This is a genomic window from Leifsonia sp. 2MCAF36, from assembly GCF_052115525.1.
In the GTDB taxonomy this organism is placed as follows: Bacteria; Actinomycetota; Actinomycetes; order Actinomycetales; family Microbacteriaceae; genus Leifsonia.
On the sequence record NZ_JBFRGV010000009.1, the window covers coordinates 185,239 to 209,457 of the forward strand.

At 69.5% G+C, this 24,219-nt stretch carries 24 protein-coding genes; 18 read left to right on the plus strand and 6 right to left on the minus strand.

The window, feature by feature from the left end; genetic code table 11:
• Positions 1–87 precede the first annotated feature (87 nt).
• On the minus strand, positions 88–2,685 hold the full coding sequence (locus AB4079_RS15025) for a DEAD/DEAH box helicase (RefSeq protein ID WP_441788112.1): 2,598 nt from the start codon (positions 2,683–2,685) through the stop codon (positions 88–90).
• A gap of 43 nt (positions 2,686–2,728) precedes the next feature.
• On the opposite strand from AB4079_RS15025, the gene AB4079_RS15030 reads away from it, so the two are divergent.
• The 9 genes from AB4079_RS15030 to AB4079_RS15070 all read left to right on the plus strand — a co-directional run bounded on the left by AB4079_RS15030 (position 2,729) and on the right by AB4079_RS15070 (position 11,283).
• On the plus strand, positions 2,729–4,255 hold the full coding sequence (locus AB4079_RS15030; protein ID WP_441788113.1) for a molybdopterin-dependent oxidoreductase: 1,527 nt from the start codon (positions 2,729–2,731) through the stop codon (positions 4,253–4,255).
• A 40-nt stretch (positions 4,256–4,295) separates the two neighbouring features.
• Positions 4,296–5,426: a ThiF family adenylyltransferase gene (locus tag AB4079_RS15035; RefSeq protein ID WP_441788114.1), complete on the plus strand. Its 1,131-nt coding sequence runs from the start codon at positions 4,296–4,298 to the stop codon at positions 5,424–5,426.
• 47 nt (positions 5,427–5,473) lie between these two features.
• Positions 5,474–6,703: a molybdopterin molybdotransferase MoeA gene (locus AB4079_RS15040; RefSeq protein ID WP_441788115.1), complete on the plus strand. Its 1,230-nt coding sequence runs from the start codon at positions 5,474–5,476 to the stop codon at positions 6,701–6,703.
• Entirely contained in the window at positions 6,700–7,707 is a 1,008-nt protein-coding gene (gene moaCB, locus AB4079_RS15045) for a bifunctional molybdenum cofactor biosynthesis protein MoaC/MoaB (protein ID WP_441788116.1), read from the plus strand. The genes AB4079_RS15040 and moaCB overlap by 4 nt, the downstream gene beginning before the upstream one ends.
• The gene (locus tag AB4079_RS15050; protein ID WP_441788117.1) at positions 7,704–8,117 is read left to right on the plus strand and encodes a molybdenum cofactor biosynthesis protein MoaE; all 414 of its coding nucleotides are present in this window, start codon (positions 7,704–7,706) and stop codon (positions 8,115–8,117) included. Before moaCB ends, AB4079_RS15050 begins: the two co-directional genes overlap by 4 nt.
• Before the next feature lie 61 nt (positions 8,118–8,178).
• Entirely contained in the window at positions 8,179–8,583 is a 405-nt protein-coding gene (locus AB4079_RS15055; protein ID WP_441788118.1) for a TOBE domain-containing protein, read from the plus strand.
• Positions 8,580–9,395 carry a molybdate ABC transporter substrate-binding protein gene (modA, locus tag AB4079_RS15060; protein WP_441788119.1) on the plus strand — a complete coding sequence of 272 codons (816 nt, stop codon included), beginning with the start codon at positions 8,580–8,582 and terminating at the stop codon, positions 9,393–9,395. The genes AB4079_RS15055 and modA overlap by 4 nt, the downstream gene beginning before the upstream one ends.
• 29 nt (positions 9,396–9,424) lie before the next feature.
• On the plus strand, positions 9,425–10,225 hold the full coding sequence (locus AB4079_RS15065) for an ABC transporter permease (RefSeq protein ID WP_441788120.1): 801 nt from the start codon (positions 9,425–9,427) through the stop codon (positions 10,223–10,225).
• Positions 10,222–11,283, plus strand: a complete 1,062-nt coding sequence (locus AB4079_RS15070; protein ID WP_441788121.1) for a sulfate/molybdate ABC transporter ATP-binding protein — start codon at positions 10,222–10,224, stop codon at positions 11,281–11,283. The genes AB4079_RS15065 and AB4079_RS15070 overlap by 4 nt, the downstream gene beginning before the upstream one ends.
• 96 nt (positions 11,284–11,379) lie before the next feature.
• Here AB4079_RS15070 and AB4079_RS15075 read toward each other — a convergent pair whose 3' ends face one another.
• Both AB4079_RS15075 and moaA read right to left on the minus strand, forming a co-directional pair.
• On the minus strand, positions 11,380–11,625 hold the full coding sequence (locus AB4079_RS15075) for a MoaD/ThiS family protein (RefSeq protein WP_441788122.1): 246 nt from the start codon (positions 11,623–11,625) through the stop codon (positions 11,380–11,382).
• The gene (gene moaA / locus AB4079_RS15080) at positions 11,618–12,730 is read right to left on the minus strand and encodes a GTP 3',8-cyclase MoaA (RefSeq protein ID WP_441788123.1); all 1,113 of its coding nucleotides are present in this window, start codon (positions 12,728–12,730) and stop codon (positions 11,618–11,620) included. Before moaA ends, AB4079_RS15075 begins: the two co-directional genes overlap by 8 nt.
• 46 nt (positions 12,731–12,776) lie before the next feature.
• Between moaA and AB4079_RS15085 the strand changes: the two genes are divergently transcribed.
• The 3 genes from AB4079_RS15085 to AB4079_RS15095 are packed head-to-tail and all read left to right on the plus strand — an operon-like array spanning position 12,777 to position 14,412.
• Positions 12,777–13,370: a sulfite oxidase-like oxidoreductase gene (locus AB4079_RS15085; RefSeq protein WP_441788124.1), complete on the plus strand. Its 594-nt coding sequence runs from the start codon at positions 12,777–12,779 to the stop codon at positions 13,368–13,370.
• A 14-nt stretch (positions 13,371–13,384) separates the two neighbouring features.
• Positions 13,385–14,149, plus strand: a complete 765-nt coding sequence (locus tag AB4079_RS15090; protein WP_441788143.1) for an FAD-binding oxidoreductase — start codon at positions 13,385–13,387, stop codon at positions 14,147–14,149.
• Complete coding sequence (locus AB4079_RS15095) at positions 14,146–14,412, plus strand: DUF6510 family protein (RefSeq protein WP_441788125.1); 267 nt, start codon at positions 14,146–14,148, stop codon at positions 14,410–14,412. The genes AB4079_RS15090 and AB4079_RS15095 overlap by 4 nt, the downstream gene beginning before the upstream one ends.
• A gap of 167 nt (positions 14,413–14,579) precedes the next feature.
• On the opposite strand, the gene AB4079_RS15100 is transcribed toward AB4079_RS15095, so the two are convergent.
• Together AB4079_RS15100 and AB4079_RS15105 are read right to left on the minus strand one after the other, a co-directional pair.
• Positions 14,580–16,640, minus strand: a complete 2,061-nt coding sequence (locus tag AB4079_RS15100) for an amino acid transporter (RefSeq protein ID WP_441788126.1) — start codon at positions 16,638–16,640, stop codon at positions 14,580–14,582.
• A gap of 34 nt (positions 16,641–16,674) precedes the next feature.
• A complete protein-coding gene (locus AB4079_RS15105) occupies positions 16,675–18,177 on the minus strand; it encodes an SDR family NAD(P)-dependent oxidoreductase (protein ID WP_441788127.1) in 1,503 nt (500 codons plus the stop codon).
• A 29-nt stretch (positions 18,178–18,206) separates the two neighbouring features.
• Here AB4079_RS15105 and AB4079_RS15110 point away from each other — a divergent pair, with 29 nt between their 5' ends.
• The 5 genes from AB4079_RS15110 to AB4079_RS15130 all read left to right on the plus strand — a co-directional run bounded on the left by AB4079_RS15110 (position 18,207) and on the right by AB4079_RS15130 (position 22,958).
• A complete protein-coding gene (locus AB4079_RS15110; RefSeq protein WP_441788128.1) occupies positions 18,207–18,632 on the plus strand; it encodes a DUF1622 domain-containing protein in 426 nt (141 codons plus the stop codon).
• Positions 18,633–18,866: 234 nt separating this feature from the next.
• Complete coding sequence (locus AB4079_RS15115) at positions 18,867–19,901, plus strand: YVTN family beta-propeller repeat protein (RefSeq protein ID WP_441788129.1); 1,035 nt, start codon at positions 18,867–18,869, stop codon at positions 19,899–19,901.
• A gap of 63 nt (positions 19,902–19,964) precedes the next feature.
• Entirely contained in the window at positions 19,965–20,600 is a 636-nt protein-coding gene (locus AB4079_RS15120; protein WP_441788130.1) for a hypothetical protein, read from the plus strand.
• Entirely contained in the window at positions 20,597–21,706 is a 1,110-nt protein-coding gene (locus AB4079_RS15125; RefSeq protein WP_441788131.1) for a DNA glycosylase AlkZ-like family protein, read from the plus strand. Before AB4079_RS15120 ends, AB4079_RS15125 begins: the two co-directional genes overlap by 4 nt.
• On the plus strand, positions 21,693–22,958 hold the full coding sequence (locus AB4079_RS15130) for an MFS transporter (RefSeq protein WP_441788132.1): 1,266 nt from the start codon (positions 21,693–21,695) through the stop codon (positions 22,956–22,958). The genes AB4079_RS15125 and AB4079_RS15130 overlap by 14 nt, the downstream gene beginning before the upstream one ends.
• A gap of 202 nt (positions 22,959–23,160) precedes the next feature.
• On the opposite strand, the gene AB4079_RS15135 is transcribed toward AB4079_RS15130, so the two are convergent.
• Positions 23,161–23,553 carry a DUF5997 family protein gene (locus AB4079_RS15135; protein ID WP_441788133.1) on the minus strand — a complete coding sequence of 131 codons (393 nt, stop codon included), beginning with the start codon at positions 23,551–23,553 and terminating at the stop codon, positions 23,161–23,163.
• A 33-nt stretch (positions 23,554–23,586) separates the two neighbouring features.
• Between AB4079_RS15135 and AB4079_RS15140 the strand changes: the two genes are divergently transcribed.
• On the plus strand, positions 23,587–24,219 hold a 633-nt coding region (locus AB4079_RS15140; protein WP_441788134.1), incomplete at its 3' end, for a LysR family transcriptional regulator substrate-binding protein.

Below are 24,219 nucleotides of genomic sequence, written 5' to 3' on the forward strand. Positions count from 1 at the left end.
CCGACGTAATCATTCATCGGGTGTTCGTGCAAGGGACCTGGCGCCGTGTGGACACCGTGACGATACTCACACGGCGTCAGCGCCGGGTCAAACTGATGCGAGCGGCCCGACCGAGGTGACCCGCACCACGGCGACGCCCTCGCGCGCCGAGTCCTCGAGGAGGACATCCGCGCTGATGCCCCAATCGTGGTCTCCGGCGGGGTCGGCGATGATCTGCCGGACCCTCCAGATGCCGTCTTCGCCGTCGGGCTTCTCGTCGACGAGGATCATGGATACAGCCCGCGCGGAAGCATCGGTGAGGATCTCGTCGTGCTGCGCGTAGTACGCCTCGAGCGCGTCGTCCCACTGGGCTTCGGTGAACGGCGACACCGCCTCCGCGAGCACTGCCGCCTCCGCCTCCAACGCGCCGAGGTCGTGCACGCGGTCGAGGGCGGCCAGCTGAACGCGACGGAACAGCTCGTTCCGCACCAGCACGAAGAACGCACGCCGGTTGGTCGTGACGTTGCGCGGGGCCGGCGGGGCGAGCTCGGTGGACTCTGCCGCATGGCGGGCGGCATCCGGGTGAACCAGCTCCTCCCACTCGTCGAGGAGGCTGGAGTCGACCTGCCGGACGAGCTCGCCGAGCCACTCGATGATGTCGCGCAGGTCCTCCGTGCGCAGCTCCAGCGGAACCGTCTGGTTGAGGGCGCGGTAGGCGTCGGAGAGGTAGCGCAGGACGACGCCCTCGGAGCGGGCCAGCTTGTAGAACGCGATGAACTCCCCGAAGGTCATCGCGCGCTCGTACAGGTCGCGGACGACCGACTTGGGCCGAAGCTCGAAGTCGGCGACCCACGGCTGGCTCGAGGCGTACGTCGCGAACGCCTCGTGCAGCAGCACGTCGTGCGGTTTGGGATGCGTGACCTCTTCGAGCGCCTCCATCCGCTCCTCGTACTCGATGCCCTCGGCTTTCATCGCCGCCACGGCCTCGCCGCGCGCCTGGTACTGCTGGGAGGAGAGCACCGGGCGCGGGTCGTCGAGGGTCGCCTCTACGACGGAGACGATGTCGAGCGCGTAGACCGGCGACTCGACGTCGAACAGTTCGAAGGCGGCGAGCGCGAAGGGCGACAGCGGCTGGTTGAGGGCGAAGTTCGGCTGCAGGTCGACCGTCAGCCGGATCTGCACCTCGCCACCGGTCCGCACGGCCTCGACGACGCCGGCCGTCAGGAGGGAGCGGTAGATCTCGAGCGCACGCCGCGCCAGGGCGAGCTGGCGCTTCCACGGCTCGTGGTTGTCGAAGACGAGCGCGCGGACGTGACCGTACACGTCGCCGCCGCGCCCGATCACGTTGATCAGCATGGCGCTGGTGATCTGCATCGAGGAGGTGAGCGTCTCGGGCTCCGCCTCGATCAGCTTGCGGAAGGACGGCTCCCCCCAGGAGACGAAGCCCTCCGGTGCCTTCTTCCGCACGATCTTGCGGCGCTTCTTGGGGTCGTCTCCGGCCTTCTCGATGGCCTTCAGGTTCTCGGACTCGTGCTCGGGCGCCTGGGCGACGACGGTCCCCGCAGTGTCGTAACCCGCCCGGCCGGCGCGGCCGGCGATCTGGTGGAATTCGCGCGCATTGAGCTGCCGCATCCTGGTGCCGTCGAACTTGGTCAGCGCGGTGAGCAGCACGGTACGGATGGGCACGTTGATGCCGACGCCGAGGGTGTCCGTTCCGCAGATCACACGCAGCATCCCGCGCTGGGCCAGCTGCTCGACGAGGCGGCGGTACTTGGGCAGCATCCCCGCGTGGTGCACGCCGATGCCCTGGCGCAGCAGGCGCGACAGGGTCTTGCCGAAGCTGGTCGTGAACCGGAAGTCGCCGATCAGGTCGGCGATGGCGTCGCGCTGCTCCCGGGTGGCGATCTTGGCGCTGGAGAGGGACTGCGCGCGCTCCAGCGCGGCGAGCTGCGAGAAGTGGACGACGTAGATCGGCGACTGCCCGGTGTGGAGCAGGTCCTCGATCGTCTCGTGCACCGGGGTGAGCTCGTAGTAGTAGTGCAGCGGAACCGGGCGCTCAACGCCGGTGACCGTCGCGGTGGGCCGCCCGGTGCGGCGCTCGAGGTCGTCGGCGAGCGCTGACACGTCGCCGAGGGTCGCGGACATCAGCACGAACTGCGTGCGCGGGAGGGCCAGCAGCGGTACCTGCCAGGCCCAGCCGCGCTCCGGGTCGGCGTAGAAGTGGAACTCGTCCATGACGACCTGGCCGACGGGCGTCTCGTCCCCGTGCCGCAGCGCGAGGTTCGCCAGGATCTCGGCCGTCGCGCACATGATCGCCGCGTCCGCGTTGACCGCTGAGTCTCCGGTCGTCATGCCCACGTTCTCGGCGCCGAAGATGTCGACCAGGGAGAAGAACTTCTCGGACACCAGCGCCTTGATCGGCGCGGTGTAGTACGTCCGTTCGCCCCGCGCCAGAGCCGCGAAGTGCGCGCCGACGGCGACGAGCGACTTTCCGGTGCCGGTGGGGGTGCTCAGGATGAGGTTCGCTCCGCCGACCACCTCGATCACCGACTCGTCCTGGGCCGGGTACAGCTGGATGCCGCCCCGCTCGACCCACGCCACGAAGGTGTCGTAGACGGCGTCTTCCGTGACCGAGCCGGGACCCGCCCAGCCGGGGATGTCCTCGACGCGGAGTCGGCGGTCTACGGTCGCTGCGATGTCGGACATGGTGCCTCCACCCTTTCACAGCCGACGGCCCTAGATTTGCGGCATGACGGACTTCTGGCGGCCGGTGAGCGCCGGCGTGGCGAGCGTGGTCGCGGGGGTCGGCGTCGCCGAGCTGGTGAGCGCCTTCGTGGTGCAGAACGGCAGCCCTGTGCTGACCGTCGGTGCCCTGGTCATCGACCTCGCTCCTCCCTGGCTCAAAGAGGGCGTGATCGCGGTGTTCGGCACGGGCGACAAGGCGTTCCTCATCGTCTCGCTCGCCGTGGTCGTGCTCGTCGGCGCCGGCGTCGCCGGCTGGCTGGAGCGCAAGCGGCCCCCGCTGGGCAGAATCCTCATCGGGATCGGCGGGGCGGTGGGTGTGCTGGCCGCCCTGACGCGTTCCGGAAGCGGGATCGTGGATGCGGTCCCGTCCGCTCTTGCAGCCGTGGTCGCCATCCTGCTGCTGGGCTGGCTCGCCGGGATGCTGCGCGGCACCGAGCCGTCCAGGGTGGCACCGGGCGGACGGGTGAGCCGCCGGCGGTTCGTCGGGGCAACCGCGGCGACCGCGGCGGGCGGCGCGATCGCGCTGGTGCTCGGGCAGGTCATCGCGGGCGGGTTCCGCGCGGCGACGGCGACGCGCGCGGCGATCCGGCTTCCGGCCGCGGCCAAGACGGCCCCACCCATCCCGGCAGGCGCTTCGTTCGACATCCCGGGGCTCTCGCCGATCGTCACCCCGAACGCCGACTTCTATCGCATCGACACGGCGCTGCAGATTCCCGGGATCGCTCCGCAGGACTGGCGGCTGCGGATCACCGGCATGGTCGAGCACGAGGTCGAGTTGACGTTCGCCCAGTTGCTCGCCCTGCCCTTGGAGGAGTCGACGACGACCCTCACCTGTGTCTCGAACGAGGTGGGCGGCGACCTGATCGGCAACGCGACCTGGCTCGGGTACCCGATCCGGCACCTGCTGGCGAAGGCGAAACCGTCCGCGGACGCCGACATGGTGCTGTCGACGAGCCAGGACGGCTGGACGGCGAGCACACCGCTTCCCGCCCTGACGGACGAGCGCAACGCGATCCTCGCGGTCGGGATGAACGGACAGCCGCTGCCGCTGGAGCACGGCTACCCGGTGCGGATGGTCGTCCCCGGACTCTACGGCTACGTCTCGGCCACCAAGTGGGTCGTGTCGCTGGAGGTGACCCGCTTCGATCGGCACACGTCGTACTGGACCGACCGCGGCTGGTCGGAGCGCGGGCCGGTCAAACTGTCGTCGCGCATCGACGTGCCGGCGGCGGGCCGCCAGGTCAATTCGGGCACTGTCGCCGTCGCGGGCGTCGCCTGGTCCCAGCACGTCGGCGTGAGCGCCGTGCAGGTGCGGGTGGACGACGGACCCTGGCAGGCGGCGACCCTCGCCGACGCCATCTCTCCCGACACCTGGCGGCAATGGCGATTCGGGTGGGATGCGACGCCCGGGACGCACACCCTGCGCGTCCGCGCGACCGACGCCAACGGTCTCGTGCAGACGGCCGTCGAACGCGACGTGGTGCCGGACGGCGCGACCGGCCTGCACACCATCCAGGTCACCGTGGCGTGACGGTGATGCAACCGTAAGCGCTCTGTGGTTGGCTGAGAACATGGCCCTCCCGCCCCTCGTCGAGCCCGGCCCCGACCTCTCCCCCGAGCGCACCGCACGCTACGCCCGAACGACGCAGCTGCCCGGGTACGGGCCGGTCGCGCAACGCCGGCTGCGCACCGCCCGGGTGCTCGTCGTGGGCGCCGGAGGGCTCGGGTCCGCGGTCCTGCCGTTGCTCGCCTCCGCCGGCTTCGGCACCATCGGCATCGTCGACGACGACCAGGTGGAGGCCAGCAACCTGCCGCGGCAGAGCATCCACACGCCGTCCGACATCGGCCGGTCGAAGGTGGAGTCGGCCGCGGACGCAGTGCGGGCGCTCGACGACGAGATCGACCTGCGGCTGTTCGCCGAGCGGCTGACGGCGCAGAATGCTGAGCGCATCCTCTCGGAGTTCGACCTGGTCCTCGACGGCAGCGACAACTTCCCCACCCGCTACCTGGTGGACGACGCCGCGACGCTGGCCGGCATCCCCGTCGTGTGGGGTGCGGTGCACCAGACCGGCGGGCAGGTCGGCCTGAGCTGGGCGGCGAAGGGACCGACCTACCGCGACCTGTTCCCCGTGCCGCCTGCCCCCGGGAGCGTCGCGAACTGCGCCGAGGCGGGCGCGCTCCCCTCCGTGTGCGGCGTGATCGGCAGCCTGATGGTCGGCGAAGCGCTGAAGCTGGTCACCGGCACCGGCGAGCCGCTCCTCGGCCGGGTGGTCGTGCACGATGCCCTGCGCGGATCGTTCCGTGAGCTCGGCTACGAGCGCGATCCACAGGCGACGCCGGTCACCGGGCTGATCGACTACGACCTGTTCTGCGGGGTCAGCGACACCATGTCCCCGGCGGAGCTCCACGCCCGCCTGATCGCGGGCGAGCCGCACACCCTGCTCGACGTCCGGGAGCCCTGGGAGGCCGACATCGTCGAGCTGCCCGGCTCGCTGCTGGTCCCGCTCGGGGTGGTGCAGAGCGATCCCGCCGGGGTGGCCGCGCGGCTGCCGCGGGACCCGCTGGTGATCGTCTGCCATTACGGGATCCGCGCGGAGACCGCCCGGCAGCTGCTGGCTGAAGCGGGACTCCCCGGCGTCGTGCTCGCCGGGGGTCTCGACGCCTGGGCGCGCGACGTCGACCCGCAGATCGCGCGATACTGACCGGGCGATACTGACGGCACGCCTGTCGCTCGCGGGATACTGAAGGCATGACACGCGACCCATCCGCGCAGCCACGCAGCGTCGAGGACCACGCCGGACTCGTCGCACGGATGCTGGAACCGCTCTCCGACGAGCCGGCGATGGAGTCCGTGCCCCTCGACCGCGCACTCGGACGGGTGACCGCGGGCGAGGTGCGGTCGGAGGTGGACCTTCCGCTGTTCCGCAACGCCCAGATGGACGGCTACGCCGTGCGCGCCGCGGACGTCCGGTCGGTGCCGGTCGCGCTGGAGGTGAGCGGCGACATCCCTGCCGGGCACACGAGCCCGGTCTCGCTCATCCCGGGGACGGCCCTGCGGATCATGACGGGCGCTCCGGTGCCGACCGGGGCGGACGCGATCGTCCCGGTGGAGGACACCGAGCTGGTACTCGGCCGCGACGACGACCTGTCCGGCGCGATCGTCGAGATCCGGCGTCCGCGCGAGAGGGGCGAGTACGTGCGGGAGCGCGGGAGCGACGTGCGCCGCGGCGACGTCCTGCTCGCCGCCGCGACACGGCTTGCCCCACGGCACCTCGCGGCCCTCGCCGCCGCCGGCGTGGAGACGGTGAGCGTGCGCTCGCGGCTGCGCGTCGGGATCCTGACCAGCGGGACGGAACTCGTCGCCGGCGGGAAGCCGGGCTTCGGCCAGGTCTACGACGCGAACGGCATCGCCCTCGCGGCTCTCGTCGAAGAGGCCGGAGCAATCGTGTCGGTGCGTGCCAGCAGCGGCGACGACCCGGAGGCGTTCGCCCGCATCCTGGACGACGCCCTCCACCGCAGCGATCTGATCATCACGTCGGGCGGCATCTCGAAGGGCGCGTACGAGGTGGTCCGCGAGGTGCTGCTGCCGCGCGGCGCCGACGTCACCACCGTCGCGATGCAGCCGGGCGGCCCGCAGGCGACCGCCGTGGTGGGCGGTATGCCGGTCTTCGCCTTCCCGGGCAACCCGGTGAGCACTCAGGTGTCGTTCATCGTCTTCCTGCGCGGTCCGCTGCGCGCGGCGGCCGGTCTGCCCGAACTCAAGCCGCGCGAGGTCGCACTGACGGAGCCGCTGCGGTCCGTCCCGGGTCGCCGGCAGTTCCTCCGTGGGCTGCTCGACGGCGAGGGCGCCGTCGTTCCCGTTTCCGGGCCCTCCTCGCACCTGGTCGCCGGGATGGCTCGGGCGGACGTGCTCATCGACGTGCCCGCCGAGGTGGAGGCCCTGCAATCGGGCGCCGCCGTGACAGTCTGGACGCTATGACACAGCTCACCCACCTCGACGCCGACGGCCGCGCCCGCATGGTCGACGTCGGCGGAAAGCAAGAGACCGACCGCGAGGCCGTCGCGCGTGGCCGGTTCGTGACGACACCGGACGTCGTTCGGCTCGTCGCCGCCGACGATCTGCCCAAGGCCGACGTGCTCGCGACGGCTCGGATCGCCGGGATCGGCGGGGCGAAGCGGACCAGCGAGCTGATCCCACTGTGCCACCCGCTCCCCCTGAACAGCGTGCGCGTCGACTTCGAGCTGGATGCCGAGGCGGGCGCGATCGAGATCGAGGTCGTCGCGCGCACCCACGGCCGCACGGGCGTCGAGATGGAGGCGCTCACCGCCGTCACCGTCGCGGGACTCACCCTGCACGACATGGTCAAGGCGGTCGACCCGGCCGCGACGCTGACCGACGTGCAGCTGGTCGCCAAGAGCGGCGGCAAGCGTGGCGAGTGGACGCGGGACGAGTGGATGCGGGAGAGGGACGAAGCGTCGGCCGGTGTCGCGTCCGCGCCCGAGTCTCCCACGCCCGACGTGGCCGCCGTCGTCCTCGTCGCCTCCACCCGGGCGGCGACCGGGGTCTACGAGGACATCACCGGCCCCGTCATCGCCGACTGGCTGGCGGAGCGCCGGCTGCCGGCGGATGTCCGCGTCGTCGCCGATGCCGACGTGGACGCAGCCATGCGCGAGGCCGTCGCAGCGCACCCGCGGGTACTCATCTCGACCGGCGGCACCGGTGTCTCGCCGACCGACCGAACCCCCGAGGCCACCGCAGCGGTGCTCGACCGGGAGCTGCCGGGAGTCGCCGAAGCGCTGCGTGCACGCGGCGCCGCCGCCACCCCGCTGGCCGCGTTGAGCCGCGGCCTGGTCGGCATCGCCGGCCCCACGCTCGTCGTCAACCTGCCCGGCTCGCGCGGCGGGGTGGTCGACGGACTCGAGGTGCTGGACGGACTTCTCCCGCACCTGCTCGACCAGTTGCGAGGAGGCGACCACGCATGAACGACATCCTGGCGGCCGTGACCGGCGACCCGTTGGACCCATCGAACGTCGACGAATTCGTGTGGCGCGCCGAGGCGGGCGCGGTCGTCTCGTTCCAGGGCATCGTCCGCGACCACGACGGCGGCCGGAGCGTGGTCTCTCTCGACTATCGCGCGCATCCCGAAGCGGAGACCTTCCTGCGGGAATGCTGCGAGGAGGTGGCGCGCACGACCGGACTCCGGGTCGCGGCGCAGCACCGTGTCGGCTCGCTCACCATCGGCGACCTGGCCCTCATCGCGGCCGTCGCCGCCCCGCACCGCGCCGAGGCGTTCGCCGCCTGTTCGGAGCTCGTCGAGATCATCAAGGCACGGGTCCCGATCTGGAAGCGCCAGCACTTCACCGACGGCGCCTCCGAGTGGGTGGGCCTGTAGACGTTCTCCGCAAGATTCTGTAACCTTTCGTATCCTCATCCGCGGCTCTACGATAGGTTTCATGCCGCAGATACGGATCAAGGATGCCGCGCTCTACCTCGGGGTGAGCGATGACACCGTCCGCCGCTGGATCGACGCGGGGGTCCTCCAGAGTGAGCACGACGGCGCCGGCCGCACGGTGGTGGACGGTCTGGAGCTGGCCCGTCTGGCCAAGCAGAACGCGGTTCTGCCCGTCGATCCGTCGGGGCTGCCCGGTTCGGCACGCAACCGCTTCGTCGGCCTGGTGACCGACATCGTCGCCGACCGTGTCATGGCGCAGGTGGAGCTGCAGTGCGGGCCGCACCGCGTCGTCTCGCTGATCAGCAGCGAGGCCGTCCGCGAGCTGGGCCTGGAGCTCGGCTCGGTCGCCGTCGCCGTGATCAAAGCGACCAACGTCATGGTCGAGGCGCCGGCGGCGAACCAATGAGGAGGTCCCTCTTGCTCAACTCCGCCGTGGTGAGGGCGGCGACCGTCGCGGCGCTCGTCGGCGCCGCGTTGACCGGCTGCAGCGCGACCTCCGCCGGCGCGCCCGCCGCCGCAGGGAGCGCCTCCGGAAAGCAGGTCACCGGCACCGTGACGGTCTTCGCGGCGGCCTCGCTGGCGAAAACGTTCACCGAGCTCGGTTCCGAGTTCGAGGCCGCGCATCCCGGGACACGGGTCGCCTTCTCGTTCGCCGGCTCCTCAGACCTCGTCTCGCAACTCGCGGCCGGGGCTCCCGCCGACGTCTTCGCCTCCGCCGACGAGGCGAACATGACGAAGGCGATCGCGACGAAGGTCATCCAGGGTTCGCCGTCCGACTTCGCCACCAACGTCCTCGCGATCGCCGTGCCGCCCGGCAACCCGGCGCACGTCCGGAGTTTCGCCGATCTCGCCTCCCCGAAGGTCACGACCGTGATCTGCGCCCCGCAGGTTCCGTGCGGGGCCGCCACGGCTGCTGTGGAGAGGTCTGCTGGCATCACCCTGTCGCCGGCCAGCCAGGAGTCGTCCGTCACCGATGTCCTCGGCAAAGTCAGCTCGGGCGAGGCCGACGCAGGCATCGTCTACCGGACGGATGTGAAGGGCGCGGACGGGAAAGTGGAGTCGGTGCCATTCCCGGAGGCCGCGACGACGGTCAACGTCTACCCGATCGCTACGGTGGCGCACGCTCCCGACCCGGACGGGGCCGCCGCTTTCGTCGCGTTCGTGAAGGGCGCCGAGGGACGGAAGGCCCTGACCGCCGCGGGCTTCGGGATGCCGTGAGCGCGCCGCGGACCGCACGGGTTGCGCGCTTGGACGTCCCCCGCTGGATCGTCGCCATCGCCGCGGTCGGAGCGCTCTTCGTCCTGCTCCCGCTGGTCGCCATGGCCGTGCGGGTCGACTGGAGTCACTTCATCCCCCTGATCACTTCGCCGTCGTCGGTGGATGCGCTGCTGCTGAGCCTGCGCACCTCGCTGCTGGCGACGGCCGGCTGCCTCGTGCTGGGCGTCCCGATGGCCGTCGTCCTCGCACGCGTGCCGTTCGCCGGACACCGGGTGATTCGTGCGGCGGTTCTGCTGCCCCTGGTGCTTCCGCCGGTCGTCGGTGGCCTCGCGCTACTGGCCCTATACGGCCGCCGCGGACTCCTGGGCGGCGCACTCGACGTCGCGTTCTCGACGCCGGCCGTCGTGATCGCGCAGACCTTCGTCGCGCTGCCGTTCCTGGTGCTCAGCCTGGAGGGCGCTCTGCGTTCCGCCGGTGAGCGCTACGAAGCCGTGGCAGCGACGCTGGGCGCACGGCCGTCGACCGTGCTCTTCCGGGTGACTCTGCCCCTTGTACTCCCCGCCGTCGTGTCCGGCGCCATCCTGTCGTTCGCCCGCGCCCTGGGCGAATTCGGCGCGACGCTCACCTTCGCCGGCAGCCTGCAGGGCGTGACGCGCACCCTGCCCCTCGAGATCTACCTGCAACGGGAGAACGACCCGGATGCGGCAGCCGCACTGTCTCTGGTCCTGGTCGCGGTGGCGATCGTCGTGGTCGCCGTCGCGCACGGGGCCGGAGAGCGTGTGCGGCCCTGGCGGTCGAGGTCGCGGCCGGCCATCGGGACGTCCGCGTGAGCATGCGGATCGCCGCGTCGCAGGCGGCGCGCGACGTGTCCATAGACCTTTCGGTCTCGAACGGTGAGACGCTCGTCCTGCTCGGCCCCAACGGCGCAGGGAAGTCCACGGTGCTCGGGATGCTCGCCGGACTCGTCCGCCCCGACCACGGTCGGGCCACCCTGGGCGACGACCTGCTGTTCGACATCCCGGCGGTGTGGACGCCGCCGCACCGGCGCGGCGTGGCCCTCCTGGCGCAGGACGCCCTGCTCTTCCCGCACCTGAGTGTGCGCGCGAACGTCGCCTTCGGACCGCGGGCGACAGGGTCGTCGCGCGGCGAAGCGGAGCAGCGGGCTGACGAGTGGATGCGCCGCACCGGCACGACCCCGTTCGCCGACCGCCGGCCCTCGGAACTCTCGGGCGGGCAGGCTCAGCGGGTCGCCATCGCCCGTGCCCTCGCGGCCGAACCGAGCCTCCTGCTGCTCGACGAGCCGCTCTCCGCACTGGATGTGGCCGTCGCGGCGGACATCCGCGGGATGCTCGCCGACGTCCTCACCGAACGCACGACGGTGCTGGTCACCCATGATGCGCTGGACGCGTACCTCCTCGCCGACCGCGTCGCCGTCATGCACGAGGGCCGCGTGGTCGAGGAGGGCCCGACGCGTCAGGTGCTCGAGCGGCCGCAGCATCCCTTCACGGCGGAGCTCTCCGGACTCACGCTGCTGACCGGAATCCGGACCGCCGAGGGATTGCAGACGGCGGACGGGATGCAGGTCCGCGGCGACGCGATCGGCCCGGTCGGTGTCGGCGCCCGTGCCCTGGCCGCGGTGCGTCCGTCGGCGGTGCGGCTGCGTGCGGCGGGCGCCGCTGGCTCCTCGGCTGCAGCGGGCCTGGCGGGTTCCACCTCCGTGGCTGCGAGGGTCACCGCGCTCGAACCGCAGGCCGACCTCGTCCGCGTGCGGACCGACCGCCTGGACGCACTGGTCCCTCCTGCGGTCGTCGCCGACCTCCGCCTCCGCATCGGGGACCCCGTCGACCTCGACGTCCCGCCCGACGCCGTCGCCGTCTACCCCGCCTGACGCCCGGCGACTCACCCGAGTCGCGACATCATGTCACCACTCGGCGCACTTTGCGCCATCTACTCACGGCTCGAGGCCCCGCGCGCAGGCGCGGCGTCAGCCGCCGGCGAAGGGCGGGAGCACGTCGACAGTGCCGGACAGCTCGCGGGACGGGTCGCGCGACACGATGCCGCCGACCAGGAACGAGCCCGAGCGGACCACGCGCTCCATCGGCTCGCCGTAACGGGCGACGAGTTCCGCCTGGAGACCGCCGACGGTCGCCTCCGCGACCTCGACCCGCTCCTCAGGGCGCCCCGCCGCGTCCTCTGCCGCCGCGAAGTACCGCACCAAGACTTCAGCCACCGATCGCCCCCATGCTCCGCACCGGCGGCGCAAAGCCGGCGGCGTCCATCCCGTGCCCCGCCTGCTTGCCCCACATCGCGGCGCGCCACCAGCGGGCGATCTCGGCGTCGTCCGCCCCGCCGCGCAGCAGCCCGCGCAGGTCCGTCTCGTCGTCACCGAACAGGCACGACCGCACCGTGCCCTCCGCCGTGACGCGCGTCCGGTCGCATGCCGCGCAGAACGACCGCGTCACCGAGGCGATGATGCCGACCGTCGCGGGGGCGCCATCCATCGTCCACCCCTCGACGCGCCACTCCTCGGCAGGCGCGTGCGGGTCGTCGCGGCCGGCCTCCACCAGGGTGAAGCGCTCCCCGAGCACGGCCAGCAGCTCCTCGGCCGGGACCATGTTCTCGCGCAGCCAGGAGCGGTCCGCGTCGAGCGGCATCTGCTCGATGAACCGGAGGCGACAGCCGTTCTCCAGCGCCCACGCCAGCAGGTCGGGCGCGTCGGCCAGGGTGTCCCGCATCATCACGGCGTTCAGCTTGAGTGGCGACATCCCGGCCTCGTGCGCAGCGCGGATGCCGGCGAGCACCGCGGGCAGCCGGTCGCGGCGGGTCAGCCGGGCGAAATGCTCCCGGTCGACGGTGTCCAGCGAGACGTTCACGCGGGTGAGCCCTGCGTCGACGAGCGAGCGGATGCGGTGGTCCAGGCCGATGCCGTTCGTGGTGATCGAGAGGTCGATCCCGGGGGCGGCGGCCGCCGACAGGCCGATGATCTCGGCCAGGTCGGCGCGCATCAGGGGCTCGCCACCGGTGAACCGGACCTCCCGGACACCCAGGTCGCGCACGCCGATCGCCACCAGACGAGCGATCTCCGTCGCCGTCAGCAGGTCGTCTCGCGGAATAGCGGGCAGCCCCTCGGCCGGCATGCAGTACGTGCAACGCAGCGAGCACTTCTCGGTGACCGACACACGCAGGTCACGCGCGACCCGCCCGAACCGGTCGAGCAGGCCCGAGTTCTCCGGCCGGCCCTCCATGCTGGGTGGCACGGACGCGCTCGGCGCGGTCGAGCCCGGCGCAGGCGGCAGAGTCGCCCGCAGCGGGAGTCCCAGGTTGACGGCGGTCACCCCTTCACCATAGACCGGCCGGGACCACAGACCATAAGCTTCCCCCATGGGTATCATTTCGTCCGGTTTCAGCGGCCGTCGGAGGACCGACGACCCCCGCCTCCCTCCCGGCCAGTACCTGACCGAAGGCTTTCCCGTCCTCTCCGCCGGCCCGACGCCCCGCATCGCCAAAGACGACTGGGCGTTCACCATCACGACGGAGAAGGGCGACGTCCACCGCTGGAGCTGGGACGAGTTCCTGGCCCTCCCGCAGGAGGACGTGAGCACCGACATCCACTGCGTCACCAGCTGGTCGAAGCTCGGGACGTCGTGGCGCGGCGTTTCGCTCGACACCCTCTTCAAGGATGTCGACACGACGTTCGAATACACGATGGCGCACAGCTACGGCGGCTACACCACCAACGTCCCGCTCGCCGATCTGCTCGACGGCAAGGCGTGGGTCGCCCACAGCTTCGACGGTCACGACCTCGAGCCGGAGCACGGCGGGCCGGCCCGGCTGCTGGTGCCCCACCTGTACTTCTGGAAGAGCGCCAAATGGGTGAACGGCCTGCAGATGCTGCCGCAGGACCAGCCCGGCTTCTGGGAGCAGAACGGCTACAACATGTACGGGGACCCGTGGAAGGAACAGCGCTACTGGTGAGCACCGTATGGCGAGTGGCCGACGTGGTCGATACGCGCATGGAGACCCCCACGGCCCGCACCATCCGGTTGCGCATCCCCGGCCTGCACGGCCACCTCGCGGGGCAGCACGTCGACATCCGGCTGACGGCCGCGGACGGCTACCAGGCGGTGCGGTCGTACTCGATCGCGTCCGGCGGCGGTCGCGGCGCACTCGAGCCGCATGATCTGCCCGACGATGAGCTGGAGCTGACCGTCGAGGAGCTCGTCGACGGCGAGGTCTCGCCGTACCTGGTGCGCGGTCTGCAGAACGGCGACCAGCTGGAGGTGCGCGGACCGGTCGGCGGCTGGTTCGTGTGGCGTGACGGCGACTCCACCCCGGTGCAGCTGATCGCCGGCGGCTCTGGCGTGGTACCGCTGATGTCGATGGCACGAGCGCACTCGGCGGCCGGCAGCTCGGCGCCGTTCCGGATGCTGTACTCGCTTCGCACACCGTTCGCCGGCTATTACGCCGACGAGCTGACCGCCCTCGCCGCCGACGCCGCCGCGCCCCTCCGGGTCGACTACATCTACACGCGGCAGGCGCCCACCGCCTCGGAGACGGCCTCGGAGACGAAACCGGGACGCCTCACCGCCGAGGGCCTGATGCAGCGCGTGCTGCCGGCCTCCGACTCCCCCACCTTCTTCATCTGCGGTTCGACGCCGTTCGTCGAGGCGGTCTCCGGCTGGCTGGTCGAGGCCGGCCACGACCCCGCCCGGGTCCGCACCGAACGCTACGGCGGCATCGGAGGCACGCCATGACCGATCAGGACTACCTCGACGGGAACGCAGCCGCCGGCCTGCTCTCGGAGGTCTTCGCGGCCGACGTCACCACGGCGGTCGGCTGCTGCGCCAACTGCGGCGACCAGTCGGTCGTCGCGCGCGGCCGCGTCTACGTCGACCAGCACGGCCTGGTGATGCGCTGCTCGGTCTGCGGCGACGTGCTCGCCGTCGCCGCGGAGCGGGCCGGCCGCCTCTGCCTCGACCTGCGGGGCCTCGCCTGGCTGGAGTTCGCGGTCGAGTAGCGCCGCGCGCGCCGCGCCCTCGCCCCTTCGGTCGGAGATCCGGCCCCACCGAAGGAGATCCCCGGCCGGCGCGCTCCGAATCTCCGCCCTACCGCGGACGGTCGGAGATTCGGCAGCCGATCTCCGACGTTAGCCTCGACGGCGCGCGGTCCACTTCCGCCGACCCGTCACGACACGTGAACCGCCGGGCGCCGCTTCACGTCCCTCTCCGCCTCGCGCAGCACCTCGCGGGTCACGGGGGCGACCTCGCCAACGCCGGTGATCAGGTAGCGGAACATGTTGGAGATCGGGTTGCCTTCCGTCCACTCGAAGTAGATGGTCGGGACGACGCCGGTGATGTCGCGGATCTCGATCAGCACCGCCGCGATCGTGTTCGGCACGTTGCCGCTCCTCACCTGCAGCACGCGGTAGCCATGCTTGACGACGCCGTGCACTTCCAGGTCCTCCTCGAAGTCGGAGGAGTCCGACGGCAGCACCTCGAGGAAGATCGTGCGCGACCGCTGCGGGATGTGGCTGAACTTGCGCTCGTCCCTGTCCTTCTGCGCGTACTCCGTGTTCGTGTCCACGTCGGGCTCGTGCGAGATGATGCGGACCTCGCCCTCCTCCGCGTCCTCCAGAAGGAAGTCCAGGGCGGTCACATCCAACGTCACCGACGTGGCACGCAGCTGGAACGACCGGCCGACGCGCGAGACGATCGACACGACGAGGATGCCGAGGATGAACAGGGCGGCGATCCGCAGGCCGTCGGGCCGCTCGATGATGTTGTCGATGGTCGTGTAGACGAAGATCGCCGTGATGACGGCGAAGGCGATCATGCGCTTCCGCTGCCGCTTGCGCCTGGCAGAGATCGTCACCGCCAGGGAGGCCGACGTGATGAGCACCAGCACACCGGTCGCGTACGCGCCGCCCTGCGCATCTACACTCGCCTGGAAGATCAGCGTGATGAGGAACCCGATCGCGGTGAACACCAGCACCAGCGGTCGCACAGCGCGCGCCCACTGCGGCGCCATCCCGTAGCGCGGCAGGTAACGCGGCACCAGGTTCAACAGCCCCGCCATCGCGGACGCGCCGGCGAACCAGAGGATGAGGATGGTGCTGATGTCGTACACGGTGCCGAAGCCGTTGCCCAGGTACTCGTGCGCCAGGTACGCGAGCGCGCGGCCGTTCGCCGGGCCGCCGGGCTGGAAGTCCCGCTGCGGGATGAGCAGCGTCGTGGTGAAGCTCGACGTGATGAGGAACACGCTCATGATGATCGCGGCCGTCGTGAGCAGCCGTCCCCCGCCGCGGATGCGTCCCTTCGGGTACGCCGGATCGTCGTCGGGACGGCCCTTGATCTGCGGCATGACGGCGACACCGGTCTCGAACCCGGACAACCCCAGCGCGAGCCGCGGGAACACGATCAGCGCGACGCCCACCACCACGAGCGGGTCGCCGTGCTGCTGGAAGAGGGCGGCCCACCAGTCGTCGACGGCGGTCGGGTGAAGGAACACCTGGACGATGGAGGTGGTGACCACGACGACGTTGAGCGCCAGGTACACACCGACCAGCACCACCGCGATGCCGATCGCCTCCTTGAACCCGCGGAGGAAGACCGCGCCGAGGAGAGCGAGCAGCACCAGTGTGATGATCACGTTGTTGCCGTGGAACCAGGACGGTGCGAAGGGGTTCTCGATGGCGTGAGCCGAGGCATCCGCGGCGGACAGGGTCATGGTGATCATGAAGTCCGTCGCGGCGAAGCCGAGCAGCACCAGTACGAACAGCTTTCCCGCCCACCACGGCAGCATCCGCTCGAGCATGGCGATCGAGCCGGAGCCGCGGAAGCTCTCCCGTGCCACCCGGCGGTAGACCGGGAGGGCGCCGAGCAGGGTCAGCGCGACCAGGACCAGCGTGGCGAACGGCGAGACGAGCCCGGCGGCGAGCGCCGCGATGGCGGGCTGATAGCCGAGGGTCGAGAAGTAGTCGACGCCGGTCAGGCACATGACCTGCCACCACGAGTGCGTGTGCTCAGGACTCTGGCCGTGCGGACCCTGCTGCGTGCCGCGCTCGTCGACCAGACCGGTGAGCAGCCAGTGACGCAGTCGACCGCCCCGCGCTACCGACGGGATGGGTCGCGCCTGCCCGGGAACCGGGATGTCGTCGCGCGGAGTCACCCGCGGGAGCGGAGTCGGTGCCTCGCGGCCCGCCTCGGCGTGCGCCGGGTCCGCGGCCTGTTCCGGAGTGCTCGGCATCCGCATCCCTTCGACGTCGTGCTGATCGTACCGCTCACCAGGCCGAGGCACGGTAGTCCTTCAGGAAGACCCCGTGCAGGTCCTCGCCCGCCTCCCCGCGGACGATCGGGTCGTAGACGCGGGCTGCGCCGTCGACCAGGTCGAGGGGGGCGTGGAAGCCCTCCTCCGCCAGCCGCACCTTGGTGTGGTGCGGACGCTCGTCGGTGATCCAGCCGGTGTCGACGGCGGTCATCAGGATGCCGTCGGTCTCGAACAGCTCGGCAGCGCTGGTCCGCGTGAGCATGTTGAGGGCCGCCTTCGACATGTTGGTGTGCGGGTGGCCCGGGCCTTTGTAGCGGCGGCCGAATACCCCCTCCATCGCCGACACGTTGACGATGTACGACCGGCCGGCCGCGGCGAGCGAGGGCCGCAGGCGGTCGATCAGGATGAACGGCGCGGTCTGGTTGCACAGCTGCACTTCGAGCAGCTCCAGGGCGTCCACCGAACCGATGGTCTGCGTCCAACTGTTGATGTGCGCGACGTCCGGCACGAGGCCTCCCGCGTCGATGGCGGTGCCGTCGGCGTGCCGGGCGAGCGACGATGAGCCGGCGGCCATGGCCGCGGCAGCCAGGTCGTCGGCCGTGAGAGCGCCGGCACCGACGAGTTCGGCGACGGTGCCGCGGACGTCGGCAGCGGAGAGCAGCGGGTGCGAGGCGACGGACCGCTCCAGGGCGAGTGGATGCGGGTCGGCCGTGTGACCAAAGGTCTCGAGTTCGGGCAGCGGGCCGTCCGGCAGCGGCTGCGTCTCCGCCTCGGCCAGGAGCGAGTACGAGCCCGGCGAGCGGCGCACGGTCTGTGCGGCGTTGTTGATCAGGATGTCGAGGGAGCCGCGCTCGGCGACCGAGTCGGCCAGTGCGATCACCTGGGCCGGGTCGCGCAGGTCGATGCCGACGACCCGCAGGCGGTGCAGCCACTGCCCCGCGTCCGGGAGCTGCGAGAACCGTCGCACCGCATCGCGCGGGAACCGGGTGGTGATGGTGAGGTGCGCACCGTCGCGCAGCAGCCGGAGGGCGATGTGCATCCCGATCTTGGCGCGGCCGCCGGTGAGCAGGGCACGCTTGCCGGTGAGGTCGGTGCGGGCGTTGCGCTTCAGGTGGCTGAAGGCGGCGCACGACGGGCAGAGCTGGTGGTAGAACCAGTCGACATCGGTGTACGGCTGCTTGCAGATGTAGCAGGCGCGCGGGGTGATGAGCGTTCCGGCGGAGTGCGACCCGGTCGAGCTGGAGGTCAGCTCCCGTCCGCGCGTCTCGTCGTCGATGCGGTCCGGTGCGCCCGTGGCGGTCGCCGCGATGACGGCGCGGTCCGCATCCTGCACCTGCTGGCGCAGCTCACGGCGGCGGGCGACCTTCGACGCCTTGAACATGTGGGAGGTCGCCTGGCGCACGGTCACGTAGTCGGGGTGCTCGCGGTCGAACTCGTGCAACTGCGCGAGCACGCGGAGGGTGGCCGCGAGATCGTCGGGGTCGAGGCCGGAGGAGGCCGGGGTTTCGGGAGGCACCGGAGAATTCTACGTGGCACGATGAGCGCATGGATGCGCACGCACTGTTCGGAGTGACGGCCACCGCGTTCGAGTTCGCCGGAGTCGCCGCGATGGCCGTCGGTTTCGTGGTGGCGATCGGGCTGGGGCTGGTCGCGTGGCGACGTCAGCGCAGCGGCGCTGCGGCGTTCCGGACGTTGCGGGAGAGCTTCGGCGGCGTCATCCTGCTGGGACTCGAGATCCTGGTCGCGGCCGACCTGGTGAGGACCGTGACCTCGACCCCGTCGCTGACCGACGCGTTCGTCCTCGGGATCATCGTGCTCATCCGCACGGTCCTCAGCTTCTCGCTGCAGATCGAGATCGACGGGGTGGCGCCGTGGCGGCGGGCGCTGGTGACCGGGCCGGAGGCGCTGGCACGGACGGCGCGCTCGGCGGCGCGGACGCCGGACGGGGCGGGCGAGGCGCCTGGCGTGTAAGCGTGCGGCCACCCACAATCGGAATCGACTAGCGCGCGAGCCGCATGTCTTTGACCGCCGCTCATTCCTGGTAAGCAGGGATCTGGCCATGACCTCCACCGCGCGAGACAGGCGCGCAGGCGCAGGAGTCGCCGTACCAACATGCTCTGTATGAATACTGAAATGCCTGTATTTATGTCCCCTCTAGGCTCCAAGCACCGTCGATTCCGATGGAACGAGTGCTGAGGAGTAACAGTGATCGAGATCTACTCAACCGACACCGATTCTGGTCAGTTGACCGTATTGCGCAAGGATGGCGACAGTTACAGCACGGCGGCTGCAATCCGTGTTGGAAACGCGCCGCGCGGTAGCGTGAAGTTCACCGCCGACGGCCGCGGATTCGTGTCGAACACGAGCACGAACACAGTGTCGGAGATCGACGCGGTGACCCACGAAGAAGTCGGACGCATCATTGTCGGTTCCGGGCCGCGAGGTCTGCATATCGTCCCTGGAGATCGCTATCTGCTTGTATCGAACTCGGGGTCGGACACCCTCTCGATCGTTGACCTGAAACGGCGTGAAGAGGTCCGCCAAATTCCGATAGGACGCGACCCTCGCCATATGGCTGTCATTGCTGATGCGGCCTACGTTTGTCTGTGGGGAGACGGCGCACTTGCAAAGCTCGACATCACCTCGCTGGAGTCTGGCGATGTGAATGGCGTCGTTCAGACCGGGACAATCATGCTCGGGCCCGACACCTTCCCCTACAGCGTGAATGTTGACCGGAAACGCATGACTGCGCTGGTCGCATGCAACGCCATCCAGAGCGTTCCAGTGATCGATTTAGCGACGGATAGCCTCATTGCAGACGTCGAGATCCGGGCCGGCGGTGCGCGCGCGATCGCGTTCAGCTCAGACGAAGATTACGCATTCGTCACACTGGAACGCGATTCCAGCATCGCCGTGGTAGACCTCGATCAGAACCGTGTCAGTCGCTACATTCAGGTGGGACCGGGACCACGCGGAGTGACCGTCGACCCCGACGGCGTGGTGTACGCGGCCGCTTTTTCTCGCCCAATCGTCACCATGTTTCCTGTCGAGAACTACGCTTCGCACAGTGTCACAGTCATCGACCCCACCCGCGCCGACTTGAGCCGTGATGGGGACGATGTGACGGTGACGAGCGTTGGCGTGGGGTTCGGACCGTGCAGCGTTTCAGTGTTCGACCCGGCAAAGGCTGAACTCGTGCGATCAAAAACCTCGAACTCGACCATCGCGGTCGACGCGTAGTTGACCGTTCGCACCGATGGGCGATGTGTCCTCGTCGCCCATCGGAGCGGTTAAGGACTCGGCATGTACTTTGAAGAGCTTCAGCCGTGGGCACTGATCCCACGCAAATTCTCTCCCGACCTCAAGGCCGCCCGGGCGAAACGCGATCTTCTGCGCGACAACTTCGCACACTACCGCGCCGAACGCCTCCCGGAGTTTTGTCCGCCGTGGGTGCAGGGGCAGACAATTGGGTGGCGCGTTGCCAGCCCGGTCGATGTGCGGCTGACGCCACTTGAGCAGTTTGAGATCCCAGCAGCCGCCGATCGTGCTGCCAGTGCACGCGCCATGGGTGGGCAGAGCCACGTGTGGCATCGCGATAAGGCCGCGTTGGCAACCATGTCCCCTGCCTGGCTGAGTGGGTATGAGTTTCTCGACAAAGGGGAACGCCACAGTATGTTCTTGCCGAACGGTCTGGACACAGTCGAATGGCGGCTCGGATGGAGCGTCGCCGAACCGAATGAGTTCGGGCTGCTCATAATCCCATCGGCTGAAACACCCGATCTTGGCACTCAGGTTGGATTCCTGTCGGCGAAGACGCTTGAACGCATCGCCGGCAAGGGAACCAGTATTGCGGTGGCGCCGCGCCAGACTGTCTCGATAGCCCGAGGGCAAGAGATCGCACGGATCATTCCCATCAGCGCCGAAGCGCTGGCACTATGACCGTGCACAGCGTCAGCCGCCAAGAAGCTCGGACGATCGCCGTGCATGCGCAAGCGCTGAGAGGCGCAGACGGCCTCACTACGTCTGAAGCGCTCGACCAGCTGGGTTGCGTGCAGATCGACGCGATCCGAGCAGTCCGTCGTTCACACGAACTCGCATTCCTTTCCAGGGGTCATGATCCGGGTGACGGTTTCGGGCCGTCCCACGTAAACGGCTTCGAGACCTGGGGACATGCGCATTCGGTCATCGCGCTCAAGTACTGGCCGCTCCTTGAATCCCGCCGGCGTGCCATCCGCGAGCATGGCCTAACCGGACCGCAGGTCGACACCGAGGTATGCGAACGGGTGCTCGCCACGATCAGGAACGAAGGGCCGAAAACGCTCACAGAACTGGAAAATGCTCGGGGAACGGGGTGGGAACGAAGCTCACCGAGTCGAGCGGCCTGTGAGTGGCTGCTGAGTGTGGGCGATCTCGTCGTTTCAGACCGCAATGAGAAGTGGCAACGGGTGTACTCGCTAGCGCGTGAGGCCATCCCGGCGCCACTACTTCGCGACGAGCTTTCCGATGAAGACTGCAGGCGCGGGTTGGTCGACGTCAGCCTTCGAGCCCTCGGCATCGCAACCTCGCGGCACATCGCCGACTATTTCCGCATCCACCACCCGAGCGTTCAGCGGCTTCTGCGCGGATCTGACGCGCTGACGGCCACGGTGGATGGTTCCGACGAAGTCTGGTATCTCCATTCTGAAACGATGCCCGCAACGCTGGACGACGACAGCATCACTCCCCTTTCACCTCTGGACTCGCTGGTATGGACCCGCCAGCGGCAGCGCGAACTATTCGATCGGGACTATCTGCTCGAGAGCTATAAGCCCGCAGCGAAAAGGCAATTCGGCTATTTCGGAATGCCCATGCTCCAGAACTACCGGATCGTTGGGCGGGTCGCAGCACGCCGGGCCGGATCGGCCTTGACCGTCGAGGCACTGCAGTCCGATGTTCCGTTGTCGACGGAGAGCATGGACGACCTTTGCCACTTGCTGATGAGCTGGACTGCGTGCGAAGCGGTCGACACAACGACGACGAAATGGATGGTCGATGACCTACCGTGAGTTACTGCGCCGCCGAGATATCGCGCTCATGCTCAGCGTGGTCAATATCTCGCGCCTCGCAAGCGGACTGATTCCGTTCGGGATCATCGCCTATTACACGTCCGAGAATGACTATGCCTTGGCAGGGGCCGCATCGGCCATCTTTCTCATCGTTACGGCGATCAGCGCACCCGCCAAAGGGCGATTCATCACCCGGTGGTCACCGCGCAGCGTCGTAATGCCGATGGTGCTCGCCTATGGCGCTCTATGCGGTGCATCGACACTCGTCGCCCAGGCAGGCGCGCCCACCCTTGTACCGCTGGCGATGATTGCGGCCGGAAGCCTGATCGTTCCACCGGTCGGTGCGCTGGTCCGCTCATCTTGGAACCGACTTGCACCAGGCGGAGATGAAAGTAGGACTCTACATGCCCTTGATTCGGTGACAGAAGAGCTCACGTTCGCCGTTGCTCCAGTCCTGACATCCGTGATCTGGGTGACGTGGGGTGCCGCATGGACCGTTACCACTGGCGCAGCATCCGCAATCATCGGTACGGCGCTCATCCTGGCGGCGGGATTGCGCCGCTCGTCCGGGGTTCGAAGCATCTTCGCGGATCGGGCCCTTGTGCTCGCCCCGGCTGCAGGTAGGCCGTGGTTCACCCGTCTTGCGTCAGGGCTGAGGATCTATAGCAGTCGCCGAACAGCAGGGTTACTAGCGCCCATGTTCGGATTGGGTGTCGCTATGGGTGGTCTCAGTCTCGTCCTTCCGGACTGGTCGCAACGACATGTGGGGCAGGCAGCCTTCTCGGGAATCCTGCTCGGCGTCATCTCTTTGTCTGGCACTGTAGTTGGCGCACTGGCGGGTCGTCTGCCCACCAGGGTGCTCTCGGACGTCAGGCAATATCAACTTGCATGCGGCCTCACTGGCCTCGCCATGATCCTGTTCGCGGCCGCGGACGATGTCGTCGTGGCGGTGATCGCGAGCGTCATCCTTGGCGCAGGAATGACCCCGATGTTCATAGCATCCTTTGTGATCGTCGGTCAGGTCATCCCTGTCCACAGTCATACAGAGGTCAATGCTGCATTGGGTTCCGGGTTCAATCTCGGCAATGGCTGCGCCACTCTCAGCGTCGGAGTACTCATCGCAGCGCTCCCCGGTTCGATGACACTCGCCGTAGCAGCCCTCATTGTCGTCGCCGCCTGCGGCATGAGCTTGTTGCTGCCTTCCACTCGTCGTTCGAAACTCGACCAGATTCCAATTGCCGACCCTCGATGAACCGGCTACTCAACCGGGTGGCGTCACGCCTTGGAGTCACGCACATTCCGATGGCTCCCTGCTCTCGCCTCGCGCGCATCTTCGATGACTGCGGGAACGCAGACCATTCGTCCCAGTGGCCCCGGACCTGATCGCGCGACGCTTTGCAACGTCCATGACAGCGCTCGGACTAGTCGATTTGTAAGGACCCGCCTCGCGTGCGTTAAGCGCGGTCGGCCGCCCGACGCGCGGCACGCTCGGCGTCACGCTGCTTCACCCGCGCGTTCTCGGCGTGGACCGCGGCCTGCCGGGCGCGCTCCTCGACCAGCCACTGCGGCGGGTTTTCGAGCAGCGCTTTGATCTCCGCCGTCGTGAGCGCCTCGGTGACTCCGCCGCGAGCGAGCCCTGAGTTGGAGACGCCCAGCTTGTGCGACACCACGTCGCGCGGGTGCGGGCCCTCCGCGCGCAGGGTGAGCAGCCACTCCGGCGGGTTCGCGGCGAATTCGTCGAGTTCGGTCCTGCTGATCTCGCGGTCCCGGAAGTCCTCGGGCGCCGCCGGCAGGTAGATGCCGAGTTTCTTGGCCGCTGTGGCCGCTTTCATGGTCTGCGCCTTCATGCTTCCCAGGCTACCGTTCGCTACCCTCGTCAGGTGTCCTCCCGTTTCGCCATCGCCTTCCCGCTCGGTGTCACCGTCGGCAAGTGGACGCGCGCCTTCGAGCAGAGGTTCCCGGACGTGGACCTGGTGGTGCGGCCGAGCGACGACCCCGTCAGCGTGCTGGCGGCAGGCGAGGCCGACATGGTGTTCGCCCGCGACGCGGAGCCGGACGACGGCCGGCACCTGATCCCGCTCTACGCCGAGGACATCGTGGCGGTGATGCACCACGAGCACCTGCTGACCCTCGAGGAGGAGCCGCTGCACCTCGCGGACCTCGACGACCAGCCGCGGGTGACCGGCGAGCCGTCGGAGGCGTTCATGCGCAGCATCGCCGAGGGCCAGGGCATCGCGCTGCTGCCCGCCTCGGTCGCGAAGGCGCTGCGGCGGAAGGATGTGGTGGCGATCCGCGTCGAGGACGCGCCGCAGAGCCGGATCGGCCTCACCTGGCCGCGCGAGGGGCAGCATCCACTCGTCGACGACTTCATCGGGATCGTGCGCGGCCGCACCGCCCACAGTTCGCGGAACCCGGAGGTGGCCGCCCAGGAGGCCGCAGACGGCCGCAAGGCCGGCACGCCGCGCAAGCCGCCCACGCCGCGCAAGCCCGCCGCCCCCCGCGCGGGCGGCGCG